This window comes from Pantoea sp. ICBG 1758, assembly GCF_002928325.1.
Taxonomy (GTDB): Bacteria; Pseudomonadota; Gammaproteobacteria; order Enterobacterales; family Enterobacteriaceae; genus Pantoea; species Pantoea eucrina.
The window spans coordinates 1-16,145 of the sequence record NZ_POWL01000004.1 but is presented as its reverse complement, the minus strand read 5'-3'; the positions used below and the strand labels follow the sequence as shown (position 1 = coordinate 16,145).

Here is a 16,145-nt window from a genome sequence, read left to right as displayed (position 1 = left end):
GGGCTGTATGTTTGCCGGCGTCAGGCTGTACGCCGGCCACCTATTATCCGATCAGAAATCGTAACCCACGGTCGCAACAATTGAGCGCTCAGCGCCCCAGTAGCAGTAGCCCGTGCCGTAGCAGGCGGCGACATATTCCCGGTCGGTGAGGTTATTGGCATTAACCTGTACATAAGCCCCTTTCAGCTGGCTGTTCCAGGCACCGAGATCGGCGCGGACCGACGCGTCAAACAGAGTGGCGGAAGGCAGGCGCCGGGTATTTTCATTATCAGCCCACTGTTTGCCGATGTAACGCACGCCGGCACCCACGCTCAGACCATAGTCAAACTGATATTTACTCCAGAGCGAAGCCATAGAGTTGGGGGTGACATATGGCGTGTGGCCATCGTTGCCATCCACCGAATCTTTATACCGTACGTGACTGAGGGTGTAGTTAGCGATGGTGCTGAGACGCGGCGTCAGCTGGGTATGCGCCTCCAGCTCCAGCCCCTGTGAATGCACTTTACCGGCAGGCACAAAATAAGAACCCTGCACAATACGGTTGCCGACATCTTTCTGCGTAAGATCGTACACCGCTGCGGTGTAGAGATCGGAGGTCCCCGGCGGCTGATATTTCACGCCCGCTTCATACTGCTCTGCGGTAGTGGGTTTCAGCAGGTTGCCGTTCTGGCCCGAGAGCGACTGCGGCGTAATAGCCTGGCTGTAACTCACATAAGGTGAGACACCGTTGTCAAACGCATAAAGCAGCGCGGCACGACCGCCCACGTGGTCATCCTGACGCCGGTTTTTGGTTGCCTGATCGTAGTTCTCAGTCTGCGACACAATGCGGTCATAGCGGCCCGACAGGTCAAGATGCCACTTATCCCAGACCATCTCATCCTGCAGGTAGACGCCGGTCTGATAGTAGTAGCGCTGCGAGCGCTCGAAGGTATACACGTCGTTGGCACCCACGGAGGCCCCGGTCCGCGCATTCAGCTGACTGGCGTTGCCGCTTGCGTCATGCAGGTCGTTTTTATACTGATGGTATTCCGCGCCCAGCACCACTTTATGGTCTACTGCGCCAGTGGCGAAATCTGCTTCCAGCTGATTATCGATCGCGTACGCTTTCAGCGATGAGCGCGAGCCGGAGTAGTAGCGGTTCAGCAGATCTGAACTGTTCCCTGTCCAGCCGATTTGATACACCTGATCAAGATCGACGTTTGAGTGAGAGTAGCTGGCATTAGAGCGGAACGCCCAGGTGTCATTAAAGCGGTGCGCAAATTCGGCGCTGTAGATCTGCTCGCGGCGTTTGAACTGGTCGAGTGAACTCTGGCCGTCGTAGAAGCCATTGCTCAGCTTATAGCCGTTGTGTTCGGTGATGCTGCCCTCACCCGGTACCGCGCTGTGGTAGCCGCCTGAGGGATCTTTCTGCAGATAGGCGCGCAGCAGCAGCGAGGTATCTTCCGACGGCTGCCAGAGCAGCGAGGGTGAAATCGCATATTTCTCCTCCCGCGTGTGTTCGTACTGGGTGTCGCTGTTGCGGGTAATACCGGTCAGGCGGAACGCCAGCTGATCGTTCAGCGCATCGGTGTAGTCAAAGGCGGCTGAAGTGGTGTTGTTGTTACCCGCCGAGAGACGGAAATGCCCCTCCTGCCGAAACTGCGGACGTTTTGACGTCTCCATCACCAGCCCGCCCGGCACCGTCTGACCATAAAGCGCAGATGAAGGGCCTTTAATCACATCGATACGCTCAAGGAACCAGGGATCAACCTGCAGCACGTTATAGCTGCCGGGATCGCTCATCAGCCGCAGGCCATCCAGGAAGACATTATCGACATCGCCACCGTGGAAACCGCGCAGTGATACCGTATCGTAACGCGACGCCGCACCGGCGAAGTTTGTAAAGGCGCCTGCGGTATAATTCAGCGCCTGATTTACGCTCATCGCGCCCTGATCTTCCATCTGCTGACGCGTCACCACTGAAACGGCCTGACCGGTAGTGATCAGCGGGCGATCGGTTTTAGTCGCGCCCTGGCTGGTTTTCGCCGTATAGCCGGTGGTGGGAGTCGTAGCCGTTTCAGCCGGCTGCGCGGTGACAACCAGAGTCTCAGCTGCATACAGCAGCGGTGATGCAGATAATGCGACGGAGCAGAACAGAACAGAACGCTTCAGAGTAAAAGGCACTCGCATGGTTAATTCCCTTAAAAACACGCAGTTCTCTCCGGTGCAGCCGGAGAGCCGATGGATGCCAGAGGCAATGGTAATGCTAATATTAATGAGAATTATTATCTTTTTGATAGTGGCATTTCAAGATGTGTCTGCAGTTAAATTTTCTGCCGGAAACCGGTTAAAAAGTGGGGGAATGGCTGAAAAGCGAGCCGCAGCTCGCTTTAGATAAATGCGTCAGGCCTGCTGCAGCGCGGGCTGCCGCCGCCGGTTTTCACGCAGAAATGCGCGGATCAGCCCCAGCCAGAGCAATCCGCAGGCCAGATTAATCAGGCTAAAGCCGGTACTGTAAAAGCTGAAATAGGCGTATTTTGCCGCTTCAATGCCGAGTGCAAAAATCAGAATTGTTACCATACCCACCATCGCTGCCACGCTGCCCTTGCCCGCCTGGCTGGAAAAAAGCGTCATACGATAGAGTCCGGCATTAACCAGTCCGGTGCCAAAACCGTAAAGGCTGAGGCCGGCGGTCAGCCACAGATAGCTGTGCCGATCGGCTATGGTCGCGACTGCCGCCAGCGCAAGACCGGCTACCACCGGCCAGGCTCCCAGCTGCAGCGGTCGCTGGATCGGCAGCCGGCTGCTGAGGCGCCCCAGCGTCAGGTTACCGGCGATCATCGCCAGAAACACCGGCAGCTGCAGCAGCGCATACTCCATACGGCTCAGGCCGGCATCGTGCATCAGAATAACCGGCGACAGCGCTACCCAGGCGAGGCAGGGAATGGTCACCAGGCCGATTGCCAGCGAGCCGCGCATAACCTGGCGATCGCGCAGCAGCTGCCAGTAACCCCTGCCCAGCGCGCCGGGTGAGATCGAGCGCGTACGATCCCCTGCGGTTTCCGGCATAGTGCACCACAGGCCCAGCAGGGCCAGCGCCGTCACGCCGCCGAAGAGCCAGAACAGGGTGCGCCAGTCGCTGATAGTCAGAAAAGCGGCCCCGGCCAGCGGCCCGGCCAGCGGAGCCAGCAGCGCGACGTTTGCCATCAGCGCCATGATCTTCACGCTCAGCGCTTCACTGAACGCCTCCTGAATAGCGGCGTAGCCTACAGAGCCGATAAAGCACAGGCTGACTCCCTGCAGAAAGCGCAGCAGTACGAACTGCTCAATGCTCTGCACCCAGTGAGTGGCAATGCAGGTCAGCATAAAAAAAGCGACGCCGCTAAGCAGCACCGGACGCCGCCCGATGCGATCGGAAAGCGGCCCCAGCAGCCACTGCAGCATCATACCGCCGATCAGATAGGCGGTTAGCGAAGCGGAAACCCACTCAGGTCCGGCACCAAACTCCTCAGTGACCAGCAGCATGCCGGGCTGGATCATGTCATGCGCGATATAGGTGGCGAATTCAAACAGTACCAGCGAGAGCGGAAAAATTATGCGGCGGCGCGTGAGCTGCGACACCGGTTCATACAGGGCCATTACCGATCCTTACCCGTTGCAGAATGATAAAAAACGCGGTTGCCGGAGCAACCGCGTCACAGATGTCAGCCAGCGAACGCCTTATCAGCGCCAGCGGGCAATAGGGTTATCCAGCGTACCGGCAAACTTGAGATTTTCCGCCGGGTCGGTGAGGTTAATCATCTGCTGATTATTCGCCAGCTGCAGCCGGTTAAGGCAGGAGCGGGTAAACGCCGGGGTAAACATATCAAAGCGTGCAAATTTAGCTGCCAGCTGCGGATGCGCCTGCTGATACTCTTTCACGCACTGCGCTACCGCCTGCCAGAACTGATCCTGCGACAGCGTACCGGCGTCGTGCAGAATGGCGCTGATAAAGCGGAAAATGCAGTCGAATACGTCGGTAAAAATCGACAGTAACTTGAGATCGTCCGGAACATCCACTGCCAGTCGGCTCACTTTTTCCGGCAGCTGCGCGTCCGGATCCATGACGGCAATCTCTTCACCAATATCTTTCATGTAGGCGCTGACCGGCACATTGTTCTCCAGCAGCACGATCAGGTTTTCGCCGTGGGGCATAAACACTAAATCGTGCTGGTAGAAGCAGTGCAGCAGCGGGCTGAGATAGCAGTTCAGATAGCGCGCCACCCACTCTTTTGCCGGCAGGCCTGAGTCAGCGATCAGCGCTGGTAACAGCGCCTGCTGGTGGTGATCAACATGCAGGAGTGCGGCCATCGTCATCAGACGCTGACCCGGCTGCAGGCGGGCTGCCGGATTATCCCGCCACAGCGCAGCAAACATCTTTTTATAGGCGGAATCGCCGCTGATGGCCTGTTCGTAGTAACGGTTGTGATAGCCCACCGCCGCAACCTCCCGCAAAATACGGAAATCACAGCGCTGCAGCCACGCATCCCTGCTGACCAGCTGTTCCAGCCACTCGTTAATCGCGGGCGTGGTCGCCATATAATAGGGTGAGAGACCGCGCATAAAGCCCATGTTAAGCACCGACAGCGCGGTTTTGACGTAGCGCTTCGCGGGCTGACTGCGGTTAAAGAAGGTGCGGATCGATTGCTGCGCCTGATAGCGATCGTCGCCCTCGCCGAGCCAGACGATATCCTGCTGAGCAATATCGGCCGCGAATACCGTCAGCAGTTTGTTTTGCCACTGCCACGGATGCACCGGCATCAGGATATACTCATCCGCATTCAGCCCGCGCGCGCTCAGCTGCTCTGTAAACCGCGCCAGAGTCTCCGCGCCCAGCTCATCACGCATCAGCTGCTCATAACTCAGCGTACTCAGACTGGAAAAATGGGCGTTGCGCTGATGTACCGCAACCCAGATAAGCTGGACCGGTGCGGCGGCCTCTGGCGCAAAAGCGAGATAATCGCGGGCGTCAAAACCAATGCGGCCATTATTGGCGACAAAACAGGGGTGCCCCTCGGTCATTGCCGCCTCAATGGTCTGGAAATCAGCGTGCACCAGAGCCTGCGCATCCGGATTCTGCTTCTGCAGCTTATAGACGCTGCTGCTGAGCGTGCTGCTGATCTCTTCCATATAGGTTGCCAGCAGCGCCTGCGGAATGCCGATTTGCTGATTAAACTCCACGATAAACTGCAGCGCATCCAGCGTCAGCGGCCGGCCATTTTCCTGCTTCAGCAGTGACGCGGCGTCGATATTCCAGTGGTCCAGCGCCAGACGTTCTGCGCGGAACTGATAATGTGCTTCGCCGCCCGGTACGGCCAGCGTATAGCAGCCTGCGCCGTTTTCAACGGGCGTAACCAGCTTTTCGTGGGCAAACTCGCTTATCGCTTTGCGGATCAGCATCCGGTTTGCCTGTGCCCAGTTATCGCCCGTAAGGTGGCATCCTGTCAGCAGCGCAGAGGGTGTGTTCATGGTCAAAATATCCTGCTCCAGAGCCTGTTGATAATCTTCCCGCTGGCAAAACGCCAGCCAGGCGGTTTTATGCCCGAGATCGAGCGTGTGCTGATAGCGAAAGCCGGCCCGTTTATTCAGCCGGTGAATTTTCTCATTGCGTACGTCAGGCTCCACCACCACGCGTCCGACCTGCGGCAGACTGAACAGGTATCCCATGGCAACGGTAAAGACCTGCCAGCTGAACTGCGGAATGGGTGTGCTGGCGGGCGCAATCAGAATATGCATCCCGTAATCATCGGGCGCGGCCGGATAGAACCGTCCGATTTCATCCTCGCTGGCGCGGTAGCACTCCATCAGAAACACCGGCTGCCCTTCACAGCAGCCAATCAGGGCGGCGTGGGGATTATTTGCGGTCAGCCCGTGATAAAAAGCGGCGACCTGCTCCAGGGTGTCGTTCTGCATGCCCCAGAAGCGGGCGTAGTCGCGCGTTACCCAGCTGTGGATCAGTGCGGCATCGGCGGCCTGCATCGGGCGCAGGCTAAAGGTGCCTGCCGGTCGCTGAACGCGGTAAATCATCTCTGTGCTCATGTCAGCGCTCCGTCTGTGCCGGGAAAGTCTGAAAGGCGATCTGCCGCTCTACCGGATAAACTTCGCGTCCGGTAATTTCGCGTAAAATAACGGAGTTGCGATAGCAGGCCATGCCGAGATCCGGCGTCACAAAACCGTGCGTATGCAGCTCTGCGTTTTGCACAAAGATTTGATTGTGATGATCGATGCTGTAATTACGCTGCACATCGTAGCGCCCCTGCTCGTCCCAGCGCAGCCGCTGACTGATGCCTTCGATAAACATCGGCGGACGGTAGTGATAGCCGGTTGCCATCACCAGCCCTTCGGTACGACGGGTAAAGGCGCACTCCTGCTCCTGCTGCCAGAGCGAGAGTTCAAACTCCCCTGCCGGCAGCCAGCGCAGATCGGTCAGCGCTGAGTGTGTGAAGAGATTGACGTCGAGCGGGCCGTCGAGCTGTTTGACGTACATCAGATCATAAATATCGTTGATCAGGCTGCTGTTGATACCTTTATAGAGATTCTTGTGGTCTGCATTCAGCCGGTCGCGCTTCGCCGGCGGCAGCGCATGAAAATAGTCCACCCACTCCGGTGAGGTCATCTCCAGCGTCAGCTTGGTGTACTCCAGCGGATAGAAGCGCGGCGCACGGGTGATCCAGTTCAGCTGATAATCAAACCGGTCGATATCGCTGAGCAGGTCATAGTAAATTTCAGCCGCGCTCTGACCGCTGCCCAGCACGGTGACAGACCGCTTCTGCTGCAGCTCTGCTTTGTTTTTCAGATAGTCGCTGGAGTGCGTAATACGCTGACGATGCGGCTGACTGCACTCCGGGAGCCAGGCCACCGGACCGGTGCCGAGGATCAGATGACGCGTCAGCCACTCTTCGGTCGCGCCGCTCTGACTATTCACCGCCTGAACGCGATAAACCGCCCGCTCCGCATCATAACTTACGTACTCAACGTGACGGTTCCAGCGCAGGTTACTGAGGCGCTCGCAGGCCCACTGGCAATACTGGTTATACTCTTTACGCATCAGGAAAAAATCTTCCCGGATGTAGAATGAGTAGAGTTTTCCTTTCTCTTTCATGTAATTCAGCAGGCTGTAAGGGCTGGTGGGGTCAGCCAGCGTCACCAGGTCGGCCATAAATGGCGTCTGCAGGTGTGCGCTTTCCAGCATCATGCCGGTGTGCCAGTCAAAACCCGCATTCTGATCGAGAAATACGCCGTTGAGTCCCTCTACCGGTTCGCTGAGACAGGCCAGTCCAAGGTTGAACGGGCCGATACCGATGCCTATAAAATCGTAAACGGTGTTATTCATAACAGAGTTCTCACTGATTTGCCGCGTGGAGCGCGGTCGTGCGCAGCTGTTCGCGCCCGTAATGCGCAACCAGGTTAATCACCTCTTCCAGATCTGCCGCGGTGGTGGCAGGATTTAACAGGGTGAATTTCAGATACTGCCGGCCGTCGACTTTCGTGCCTGCCACAATTGCATTGCCGGAACGGAACAGCGCTTTACGGATCGCAGCGTTGATATCGTCGAGCTGCGGGCCGCTGAGCGACTGGCGCGGCACAAAGCGGAAGATTTGCGTGGTGAGTTCTGGTGCGTGCAGCACCTCGATTGCCGGATGCGCGCGCAGCAGCTGATGCGCACGCTGTGCAAGGTCAATCAGCGAGTCAAACGCTTCACCCAGCGCGGCCGGGCCCATGACGCGCAGCGTCAGCCACATCTTCAGTGCATCAAAGCGACGCGTGGTCTGAATACTTTTGTTGACCAGGTTTGGCGTCCCTTCCTGCTGCGCGCTCAGTGGATTGAGGTAGTCAGCATGGTGCGTAACATGTTTCAGATGGTCTTTGTTACGTACAAAGAATGCCCCGCAGCTTACCGTCTGGAAGAACGATTTGTGGTAATCAACGGTGACTGAGTCCGCCTGTTCAATACCGCGCAGACGCTGGCGGTGCTGTTCTGAAACCAGCAGACCGCAGCCATAGGCGGCATCAACGTGCATCCATAATCCATTGCGCTGACACAGCGCGGCGATCTTCTCCAGCGGATCGATGCTGCCAAAATCGGTGGTGCCGCTGGTTGCTACCACCGCAATCGGGATCAGCCCCTCTTCGCGGCAGCGCTGGATTTCGTGCTCCAGCATACCCGCATCCATACGGTAATCGGCATCATGGTCAACCGGCACAACGGCATCGTAGCCCAGGCCGAGGATCGCCATCGATTTCTGGATACTGAAATGACTCAATTTAGACGTGAATACGCGCCACTTACCGGCGGTTTCAGGCAGACCGCGATATTTGATCAGATGCCCCGGATGATGCGCCTCGCACCAGCTGTCGCGAGCCAGCAGCATTGCCATCAGGTTTGACTGCGTACCACCACTGGTGAAAATACCGTCCGCAGCGGCGGGCAGGCCGATACGCTCCAGCGTCCAGTCGATAACTTTTTGCTCAATTAGCGTACCGCCGGCACTCTGATCCCAGGTATCGACAGAACTGTTGACGGCGGCCATCACCTGCTCTGCCATCAGCGACGGCAGGACGACCGGGCAATTCAGATGCGCAACATATTTAGGATGGTGAAACCAGACCGCATCGCGCAGATAGAGCTGAGACAGCTCGGCCAGTGCAGCTTCGTTATTGCCCAGTGGAGAATTAAGATCCACACTGCGGAACTCGTTTGCCAGCTCGTGCGGCAGAATACCGCTAAACGGCTTTTCTACGCCCTGCACCGTCTGGGTCAGTAGCTTAAGCACCTCCTGCGTCTGTCCGGCCCAGGCATCAAGCTGACGATCGTTAAAAAGCCAGCTCTCCGGCGCGCCTGACTGCGGCTCAGAGGTTACGATTGGTAATGATTGCGCAGATGAACGTGTAAACATAATCCTTTCCTGTTACTAAAAATCTTTAAATCCTGCTGACAAATAAGACAACAGGTGTCATAGGCTCTGTTGCTTCTGCAAAAATCTAAAAAACAATAATTTATAAATATCATTAACATACGCCATCAGTTGGCATACGTGGGCAGACCTGTATAAGTCGGCCTTAAAATTTGAATGAGATTATAAATGATAATTATTATCATTCAATAGGGTAATTTCAGTAAATTTTACATCAGCGTTTCTGAAGGATGAATTTGTGATCTTTGTCACAATTCCGTTTGAGGCGTATAACAATACCTCTTTCACTATGTGGTTTTCCGCCTCCCGAATGATGACCGGGAGGTAAAACGTGGTGCAGGGCTTATCTGGCGGAGGCATTAAAGAGGATGTAATATAAGTGTTGCTAAACCGGAACAGGTGTGGCTTAATAGCGTCATCGGTTTGGAATACAGACCTTATGAAGCAGTTTTAGTAAAGCAGTCCTCAGTTCAAGTGTTATCCACAGATACCCCTTCTTCATGAGCCTCCTCCTAAGTGCCCAATAAGTAACGCTCTGATACAGGCCACCATCGCCATAGTTTATGGCTCATCAATTAAGGAAGTATCTATGTCTAACAAAATGACTGGTTTAGTAAAATGGTTCAACGCAGATAAAGGTTTCGGCTTTATCACTCCTGAAGATGGCAGCAAAGACGTGTTCGTACACTTCTCTGCAATCCAGAGTGACAGCTTCAAAACCCTGGACGAAGGCCAGAAGGTCTCTTTCACCATCGAGAATGGTGCTAAAGGTCCAGCTGCTGCTAACGTTACCGCACTGTAAGCTGCGCTGACGATCGGCAGCGCTTACGATAGCGATGAAGACAGTAGTCTGAGCAGTTAAATGCTGCTGATAAAAAAACCCGCCTTGTGCGGGTTTTTTTGTGCGCGCGTAACCGGGCTAAAAAGAGCCCGACACCCGGCTGGGCGTATCGGGTTGGCACAAGCGCCAGTGAAATTCGCGACTTAGAAAAGTACGCAAACGCACTATAACACAGGTTTCCCGCCGTCTCATTTTACTGACCTGTAAATGTGTGTGGCAGCGCTGCTACTTCTTCTTGCTGATAAGCGATTTTAGATCGGCAAACGGGTTATATGTCGCGGCACCCACTTCATCCTGCGCATCCTCTCCCGCCACCACTCGCGTACCGTACTGATCGGCTTCGGTATATTTTGAATGTTCATGATCGTGGCAGTAGAGACAAAGCAGCTCCCAGTTGCTGCCATCTTCCGGATTATTGGTATGATCGTGATCGATATGGTGTACCGTCAGCTCGCGCAGGTTTGAGTAAACGAACTCCCGCGCACAGCGCCCGCACACCCACGGATAAATTTTAAGTGCTTTCTCACGGTAGCCGCTCTCCAGCCGCGAGTAGTTTTTCGGAATAACTGCCATTAATGTATGCCTGTACTTAGCGTGATTATTTCAACGATCAGCAGGCTAGCCCGATTGTACGTTGATAGCAAGCAGCGCGTTTTTTTAACGAACCGCCAAGTTAAAAAGACGCCTTAGCGGGCAATAAAACATGACTCAGATCTATATTTAAAATTTATTTTCTCTATGGCATTATATATACCAGCAATCATTGCTGTAACGTATTACTGCCTGCGGCTTTGTGCTGACTGGCATATTTTATCTGTGGAGAAAACCTGGTGAAACCGGTTGATGTACAACCTATTAACGACATTAATCAGGCGATAGGACGCGCCGTGACTACCCTTATTGCAGCGGGCGTGCCCGTTGAAAAATATGCCATTCTGGCGGAGTTACAAGAGTCTGAAGCGCAGGCTATTGATGGCGTTAAGAAAATTTATGGTGAAGCCATTCAATTTATATCAGTCCAGATGAGTTAATAGTTTATCTCCGGATATCTTACCTGCGCTAAATAAGCGCAGCGGTAAAATTATCGCTGCGCTTATTTGCTGTCCCACCCGTTTTTTTTATTTAATCAGCAGATGTCCGAAACGCAATCGCGTTTATAATGCATTCCTGCCACGTTATAAAGACGACCGTTCTGTCGCATTAGCCGGGCTACCCTGACCAGAGGCAGCATGCCACTCTGTGACCAGCTGCCGGATGAGTTCCGCCGCCGGCAGTTCGCGTACCAGTGCTGCTCCCTCTCCCGCCCACTATGCCCCAAACCCCGCCTCGCCCTGCGCCAGCGCAGCCTTAGCCAGCGCCTTACCCAGTGAATAAGCCAGCGGATAAGCAGGGATCTCGGTGCGGGGGATATCGCGCGTAATAGTGCAGAATGCGTTGCGCAGCGCGCGCGCTTCACGACCGGAAATTGCCGCAGTCATGGTAGTACCCGTTACAGCGGCATGCCGGAGCGCCTGACGCCAGGCGGGTGCAGTAGCGGATTCAGGGCAGAGAAGAAAAGCGGTACCGGCCTGTACGCCGCTGGCACCCAGAGCCTGCATTGCTGCGATTGCTGCACCGTTCATGATCCCGCCTGCGGCAATCACCGGCAGCGTAACCCGCGCACAGATGGCCTGTACCAGCGTCAGCGTGGAGAGCTGATGATCCTCCTCATCGACGGCAAAACTGCCGCGATGGCCACCTGCTTCATAGCCCTGCGCCACAATCATATCCACTTCCTGCTGCGCGATCGCTTCCGCTTCCGCCACGCTGGTGGCTGTTGCCAGGGTCACTATCCGGCAGGCTTTCAGCCGTCGCAGAGTATCCGCCGATGGCAAACCAAAATGAAAACTCACGACCGCCGGACGCGTTTCCTCAATGACCTGCAGCACCGCTTCATGACCGCAAAAAGTGGGATAGATCTCCTCCAGATTCACGGGAACCTGAGCGCCGAGAGCAGCAAAACGATCGGCGAAACGTGCTATCCACGCCTTTTCGACTGCGTCGTTGCGCAGGGCGGGCGGATGGCAAAACAGATTGACGTTAAAAGGCTGCCGGGTAAGCGCCTGAGTCTGCCGTATAAGGCGTGCAGCCTCTTCCGCAGAGGAGGCGCCCAGTCCCAGCGAGCCAAGCGCACCGGCATTGCTGACTGCAGCAGCCAGTTCCGGAGTTGAAACGCCTGCCATCGGAGCCTGGATAATCGGATAGCGCAGATTTAATTCTTTACACAGGGATGTCGTCATCACAAAGCTCTCCGTCAGTAGCTGCCATTCTGCTTATCCGCTCTCTGTAGCAGAGATAACCTATATTTTATTTACATCTTTAACAAGCAGCCTGATCCACTCTGCTGCAGCGACATATTGCCTGACAGCGCAGCACCCGGCTGATTTCAGACCGCTGACGGTAAAATCCCCCCGCTGCGTTTTAATTAGAAAATTTACTCAGTTTTTGTTTTCCGCCGTCGATAACATATATTCAGCACCACATTTATTGCCAGCACCGGGAATCTGAACTTCAAAAAAATCCCCCTGACTGATGCCCGTTTACGCTTAACGGCTGCCGGCGCTCAGGACAACATGGAAATCGGGGGGAAACATCCGGCGCGGCACAGGCTCTGCGCTGAATGAAATTACGCGACCCTTTGTAAGGCGATCGCGCTACTTAACTGCACACTATCTGACAGAGGTCATCTATGTTTGGGGTGAAAACTTCACGCCTGGCGCTGCCGTTCAGCCACAGCGCCAGCGTTCATCGTGATATCAATGCTATCAGACAGCATGTTGCCTGGATTGAATTTACGCCGGATGGTGAAATTGTTGATGCTAACGCGCTGTTTCTGACGCTGACGGGGTATCAGCTGCAGGAGATCCAGGGCCAGCACCATCGCCTCTTCTGTTCACCGCTTTACAGTCAGACAGCGGGCTATCGCCGTTTCTGGCAAACGCTGGCGCGGGGTGAGTCAATCACCGGCATTTTTGAGCGCTTCGATCGTCAGCAGCAGCGTTTCTACCTGAGCGCGACCTACTTTCCGGTCAGCGATGATAAAGGCCGGGTGTATAAGGTGATCAAAGTCGCCAGCGATATCACCGCGCGCCATCAGGAGCTGGAGCATAAAGAGGCGGTTATCACCGCGCTGGATCGCTCCATGGCGGTGATTGAATTTACACCTGAGGGCGAGATCCTCAGCGCCAACGCCAATTTTCTGCAGCATATGGGGTATAGCAGTGAAGAGATTGTTGGTCAGCATCACCGACTGTTCTGCTATGACGATTTTTATCACGCTCAGCCCGATTTCTGGCAAAAAATGGCGCGCGGGCAACATTTTGTCGGTCGTTTTGAGCGTAAAACCGCCAGCGGTGAGCGCATCTGGCTGGAGGCGAGCTATAACCCGGTAGTGGATGCGGATGGGCGGGTCTATAAAGTTATTAAAATTGCCTCTGATATCACCGCGCGCGTGGAGGCCGCAAAGCGTGTGGCAGATATAGCCCTCACCACGTCAGGTGAAACGTCGCAAATCACCGACAACGCCAACGACGTTCTGGACGAAACCGTACGCAATTCAGGTCTGGTGGCCCAGCGGGTTAATGCTGCGACGGAAATTGGCGTTCAGCTTAATGCGTCTGCCAGAAATATTGGCGAGGTGGTTAACACGATTAATCTCATCGCGTCACAAACAAATATTCTGGCGCTGAACGCCGCCATTGAGTCTGCGCGTGCCGGTGACGCAGGCCGCGGCTTCAGCGTGGTTGCCGCTGAAGTACGTCGTCTGGCTGCTTCCACCGCTGCCGCGACCCGGCAAATTACCGAAGTGGTGCAGCAAAACAGCCTGCTGATAAAAGAGATGTATCAGCAGCTGGATGAGGTGCGTGAGTTTGTCGTAGCTGAGCAGGAAAAAATCGGCATGCTGTCGCGCAGCCTGCGGGAAATTAACAGCGGCGTTCACGAATTTGTTAACGTTATCCACCGCCTGGATGTCTGAAACCAGCGGGAGGCTTTCGCCTCCCGCCCGCTACTCTATGCCGCTGCCTGCGGCCGGTGCGACCGGCTGCCGTTTTTTCTGCAGCGCCCGGCGCAGCGCCGGCTCCGCGTATCGGGTAATGACATACGCAACACCGGCCAGCACGATAACCATCACCGGCGGCATGATTATCATGACAGTGTCACTTTTGACATAGCGGTTAAGCTTAATCAGCATCGCAATCATCAGGTTTTCATGAATCAGATAGAGCGCATAACTGACAAAGCCCATAGCGGTAAAGAGTCGCAGCGAAAGAAAGTGCTGGATCCGCTGCAGCCTGAAGCTGGCGATGAAAAACAGCAGCATCGCTACCAGCGGCACCAGCGCGAGTGCCCCGCTGTTTTTCACGTAATAGCTAAAGTTGATCAGCAGCGCAACGGCTACCAGCAGATAGTGGTAGCGCCTGTCACGCCCGTGCAGACGCTCGTAGACCAGACAGCCCACCATAAACCAGGCGTAATGAATAAATCCCAGTTTGGAGATGATATCCACCAGCAGCGGATAGCCGAGTGACTTAATGACTGACGCACCGGAAAGTAACAGCATCGGTAAAATCAGCGCCGGCAGGCAATATTTACGTCCCGCAGTGAAATAGACAGCGCCGATAATCAGATAAAACAGGGCTTCAACATAAAGCGACCAGAAAGAACCTGCCATAGAGTGAAACGAAATGCCGGTCAGCTGCGTCAGCGTTTCCGGATTAATAAACAGCAGACCCGGCAGCAGATTTTTCACATAGGGGGTCATAAGAGACCACTCCGGAAAAAATCCGCCGGCCAGAAAAAGCAGCAGGCTGGCAATAAGCATCGCCGGGAAGAGCCGCAGCCAGCGCTTCTGCAGAAAGCCCGAATAGCTCTCCGATCGGTCAAGCGTCATAAAAATAACAAAGCCCGAGATCATAAAAAAGAGCTGTACTCCAGCCCAGCCAAAAGAAAAGAGCGGCAGATGCTGAGTGGTGGCGACATAAGGCAGCAGTTCTGGCCAGCGCGCCCAGGCGTGATAGGCGATAACCATCAGAATAGCCAAACCGCGCATACCGTCGAGGTGAGTGATACGAGCCTGCATGATGTTCTCAGTGACAATAATAAATAGACATAAGTCAAATTAACATTGACGCAGATTTACATTCAATAAGGCTTATTCCTATTAAGATTAAATTTATATTAAGTAAACAGCAAAATGTTATAAAAATTTCTGGCTACCCATTCCGGGTATTTGATACCTCTGCTATGCCTTCAGAGCTGGCTATACTTGAACCTGAGCACTGAAACGCCCATTTATTCAGGTCCGTTTATTACATATCACCCGACAGATTCAGTTTTACTGCCTGCATCTTTTTATGCACCAGCTCTCCGGCAGGGCTGTCACAGCGCAACATCACGTTCACGCATCAGGTTTTGCCAGCCTGTGCCGATAACCTGAACATACTTTTGTAATGTCATTTTAACTGGCGTATTAAGCCTATGATAGCGAAGACCTCTCTTGTCGATTCTCCCACACGCGGGCAAATGCGTGGTCTTATCCGTCAGCCTATGATGATGATGGTACTGCTGATCCTGCTGGCATTTGCCGGCGCGTTTATCAGCCTGATATTTATCGCCAGCGATTTAAACCGCCAATCCGATCGCCAGCAATCTTTGCTGCTGGACAAAGCACTGCAGACGCGGCAGGCGGTCATGCAGTTTCACCTCTCTGATAACGCCGAGTGGGGCGAGGCGTACCAGAATCTGCATCGTACGCTGAATCGCAGCTGGGCATGGGATAATCAGAATCTTGGCGCCTCGCTGTTTGATACCTTTGCCTATGAGGGGGTATTTGTTATCTCACCGCAGGATGAAACGCGCTACAGCGTAATCCGTGGGCAGCCGGAAGAGAGAACGCTCTCTCTCTGGCTGGGCGCCGATCCCCTGCCCCGGATTAAAACGCAGCTGCAGGCGAGCGCGGGTAAAGCGATCAGCGACTACGTGCTGGCAAAGGGGCAGCTCACACTCTACAGCGCGGCGTGGATCACCCCAGGAGGCGACCGCAGCGTAACGGCGCTGCCTGGTCCGCCTTCGCTGATGATTTTCACCGATCGCCTGACGCCACAGAAGCTGCTTAAGCTGGGTCATGAGTATGGTATTCAGAACCTCCATCTGGATACCTCGCCTGCCGGCCAGCCAGCCTCTCCCGCTCTGCTGCTCTCCGTGGGTGACAAGCGCGTTGCGCTGGTCTGGCGCAGCGCAAATCCTGGCGGCGCGCTGCTGACCGGATTGCTGCCTCTGCTGGTGCTGATTATGCTGCTCTCACTGTTTACCGCGCTGATGCTGATGCGCAG

General features: G+C 54.9%; 11 protein-coding genes and 1 pseudogene. 4 read left to right on the top strand and 8 right to left on the bottom strand.

The genetic code is table 11. The features are described from left to right. Positions 1-51: 51 nt before the first annotated feature. The 5 genes from C1Y41_RS13925 to C1Y41_RS13900 form a co-directional block, all read right to left on the bottom strand. Complete coding sequence (locus tag C1Y41_RS13925; RefSeq protein WP_040113511.1) at positions 52-2,169, bottom strand: TonB-dependent siderophore receptor; 2,118 nt, start codon at positions 2,167-2,169, stop codon at positions 52-54. A 213-nt stretch (positions 2,170-2,382) separates the two neighbouring features. Beyond that, the gene (locus C1Y41_RS13915; protein WP_094111609.1) at positions 2,383-3,618 is read right to left on the bottom strand and encodes an MFS transporter; all 1,236 of its coding nucleotides are present in this window, start codon (positions 3,616-3,618) and stop codon (positions 2,383-2,385) included. Positions 3,619-3,702: 84 nt separating this feature from the next. Next, positions 3,703-6,057 (bottom strand): GNAT family N-acetyltransferase, encoded by a 2,355-nt coding sequence (locus C1Y41_RS13910; RefSeq protein ID WP_104085643.1) that lies wholly within the window; start codon positions 6,055-6,057, stop codon positions 3,703-3,705. 1 nt (position 6,058) lies between these two features. After that, positions 6,059-7,351 carry a lysine N(6)-hydroxylase/L-ornithine N(5)-oxygenase family protein gene (locus tag C1Y41_RS13905; RefSeq protein ID WP_104085642.1) on the bottom strand — a complete coding sequence of 431 codons (1,293 nt, stop codon included), beginning with the start codon at positions 7,349-7,351 and terminating at the stop codon, positions 6,059-6,061. 10 nt (positions 7,352-7,361) lie between these two features. Next, positions 7,362-8,915, bottom strand: a complete 1,554-nt coding sequence (locus tag C1Y41_RS13900; RefSeq protein ID WP_094111612.1) for an aspartate aminotransferase family protein — start codon at positions 8,913-8,915, stop codon at positions 7,362-7,364. Positions 8,916-9,522: 607 nt separating this feature from the next. Here C1Y41_RS13900 and cspA point away from each other — a divergent pair. Beyond that, positions 9,523-9,735 carry an RNA chaperone/antiterminator CspA gene (cspA, locus tag C1Y41_RS13895; protein WP_071668354.1) on the top strand — a complete coding sequence of 71 codons (213 nt, stop codon included), beginning with the start codon at positions 9,523-9,525 and terminating at the stop codon, positions 9,733-9,735. 264 nt (positions 9,736-9,999) lie between these two features. Here cspA and yajD read toward each other — a convergent pair whose 3' ends face one another. Beyond that, positions 10,000-10,347, bottom strand: coding sequence for an HNH nuclease YajD (yajD, locus tag C1Y41_RS13890; protein ID WP_065647414.1), 348 nt, complete (start codon positions 10,345-10,347; stop codon positions 10,000-10,002). A gap of 257 nt (positions 10,348-10,604) precedes the next feature. On the opposite strand from yajD, the gene C1Y41_RS13885 reads away from it, so the two are divergent. After that, positions 10,605-10,805, top strand: a complete 201-nt coding sequence (locus tag C1Y41_RS13885) for a hypothetical protein (protein ID WP_094111613.1) — start codon at positions 10,605-10,607, stop codon at positions 10,803-10,805. 144 nt (positions 10,806-10,949) lie between these two features. On the opposite strand, the pseudogene C1Y41_RS13880 reads toward C1Y41_RS13885, so the two are convergent. Then, positions 10,950-12,071: pseudogene (locus C1Y41_RS13880) on the bottom strand (NAD(P)H-dependent flavin oxidoreductase). 431 nt (positions 12,072-12,502) lie between these two features. Here C1Y41_RS13880 and C1Y41_RS13875 point away from each other — a divergent pair. Continuing rightward, positions 12,503-13,789 (top strand): PAS domain-containing methyl-accepting chemotaxis protein, encoded by a 1,287-nt coding sequence (locus C1Y41_RS13875; RefSeq protein ID WP_040113520.1) that lies wholly within the window; start codon positions 12,503-12,505, stop codon positions 13,787-13,789. A gap of 30 nt (positions 13,790-13,819) precedes the next feature. On the opposite strand, the gene C1Y41_RS13870 is transcribed toward C1Y41_RS13875, so the two are convergent. After that, positions 13,820-14,893 carry an acyltransferase gene (locus C1Y41_RS13870; RefSeq protein WP_104085641.1) on the bottom strand — a complete coding sequence of 358 codons (1,074 nt, stop codon included), beginning with the start codon at positions 14,891-14,893 and terminating at the stop codon, positions 13,820-13,822. A gap of 443 nt (positions 14,894-15,336) precedes the next feature. Between C1Y41_RS13870 and C1Y41_RS13865 the strand changes: the two genes are divergently transcribed. Further along, a partial coding sequence (locus C1Y41_RS13865; protein ID WP_304485924.1) for a CHASE4 domain-containing protein occupies positions 15,337-16,145 on the top strand: 809 nt, incomplete at its 3' end.

Bases quoted from the DNA above. Each gene is read 5' to 3' on its own strand.
- C1Y41_RS13925 (WP_040113511.1), bottom strand. From the start codon at position 2,169: ATGCGAGTGCCTTTTACTCTGAAGCGTTCTGTTCTGTTCTGCTCCGTC.
- C1Y41_RS13915 (WP_094111609.1), bottom strand. From the start codon at position 3,618: ATGGCCCTGTATGAACCGGTGTCGCAGCTCACGCGCCGCCGCATAATT.
- C1Y41_RS13910 (WP_104085643.1), bottom strand. From the start codon at position 6,057: ATGAGCACAGAGATGATTTACCGCGTTCAGCGACCGGCAGGCACCTTT.
- C1Y41_RS13905 (WP_104085642.1), bottom strand. From the start codon at position 7,351: ATGAATAACACCGTTTACGATTTTATAGGCATCGGTATCGGCCCGTTC.
- C1Y41_RS13900 (WP_094111612.1), bottom strand. From the start codon at position 8,915: ATGTTTACACGTTCATCTGCGCAATCATTACCAATCGTAACCTCTGAG.
- cspA (WP_071668354.1), top strand. From the start codon at position 9,523: ATGTCTAACAAAATGACTGGTTTAGTAAAATGGTTCAACGCAGATAAA.
- yajD (WP_065647414.1), bottom strand. From the start codon at position 10,347: ATGGCAGTTATTCCGAAAAACTACTCGCGGCTGGAGAGCGGCTACCGT.
- C1Y41_RS13875 (WP_040113520.1), top strand. From the start codon at position 12,503: ATGTTTGGGGTGAAAACTTCACGCCTGGCGCTGCCGTTCAGCCACAGC.
- C1Y41_RS13870 (WP_104085641.1), bottom strand. From the start codon at position 14,893: ATGCAGGCTCGTATCACTCACCTCGACGGTATGCGCGGTTTGGCTATT.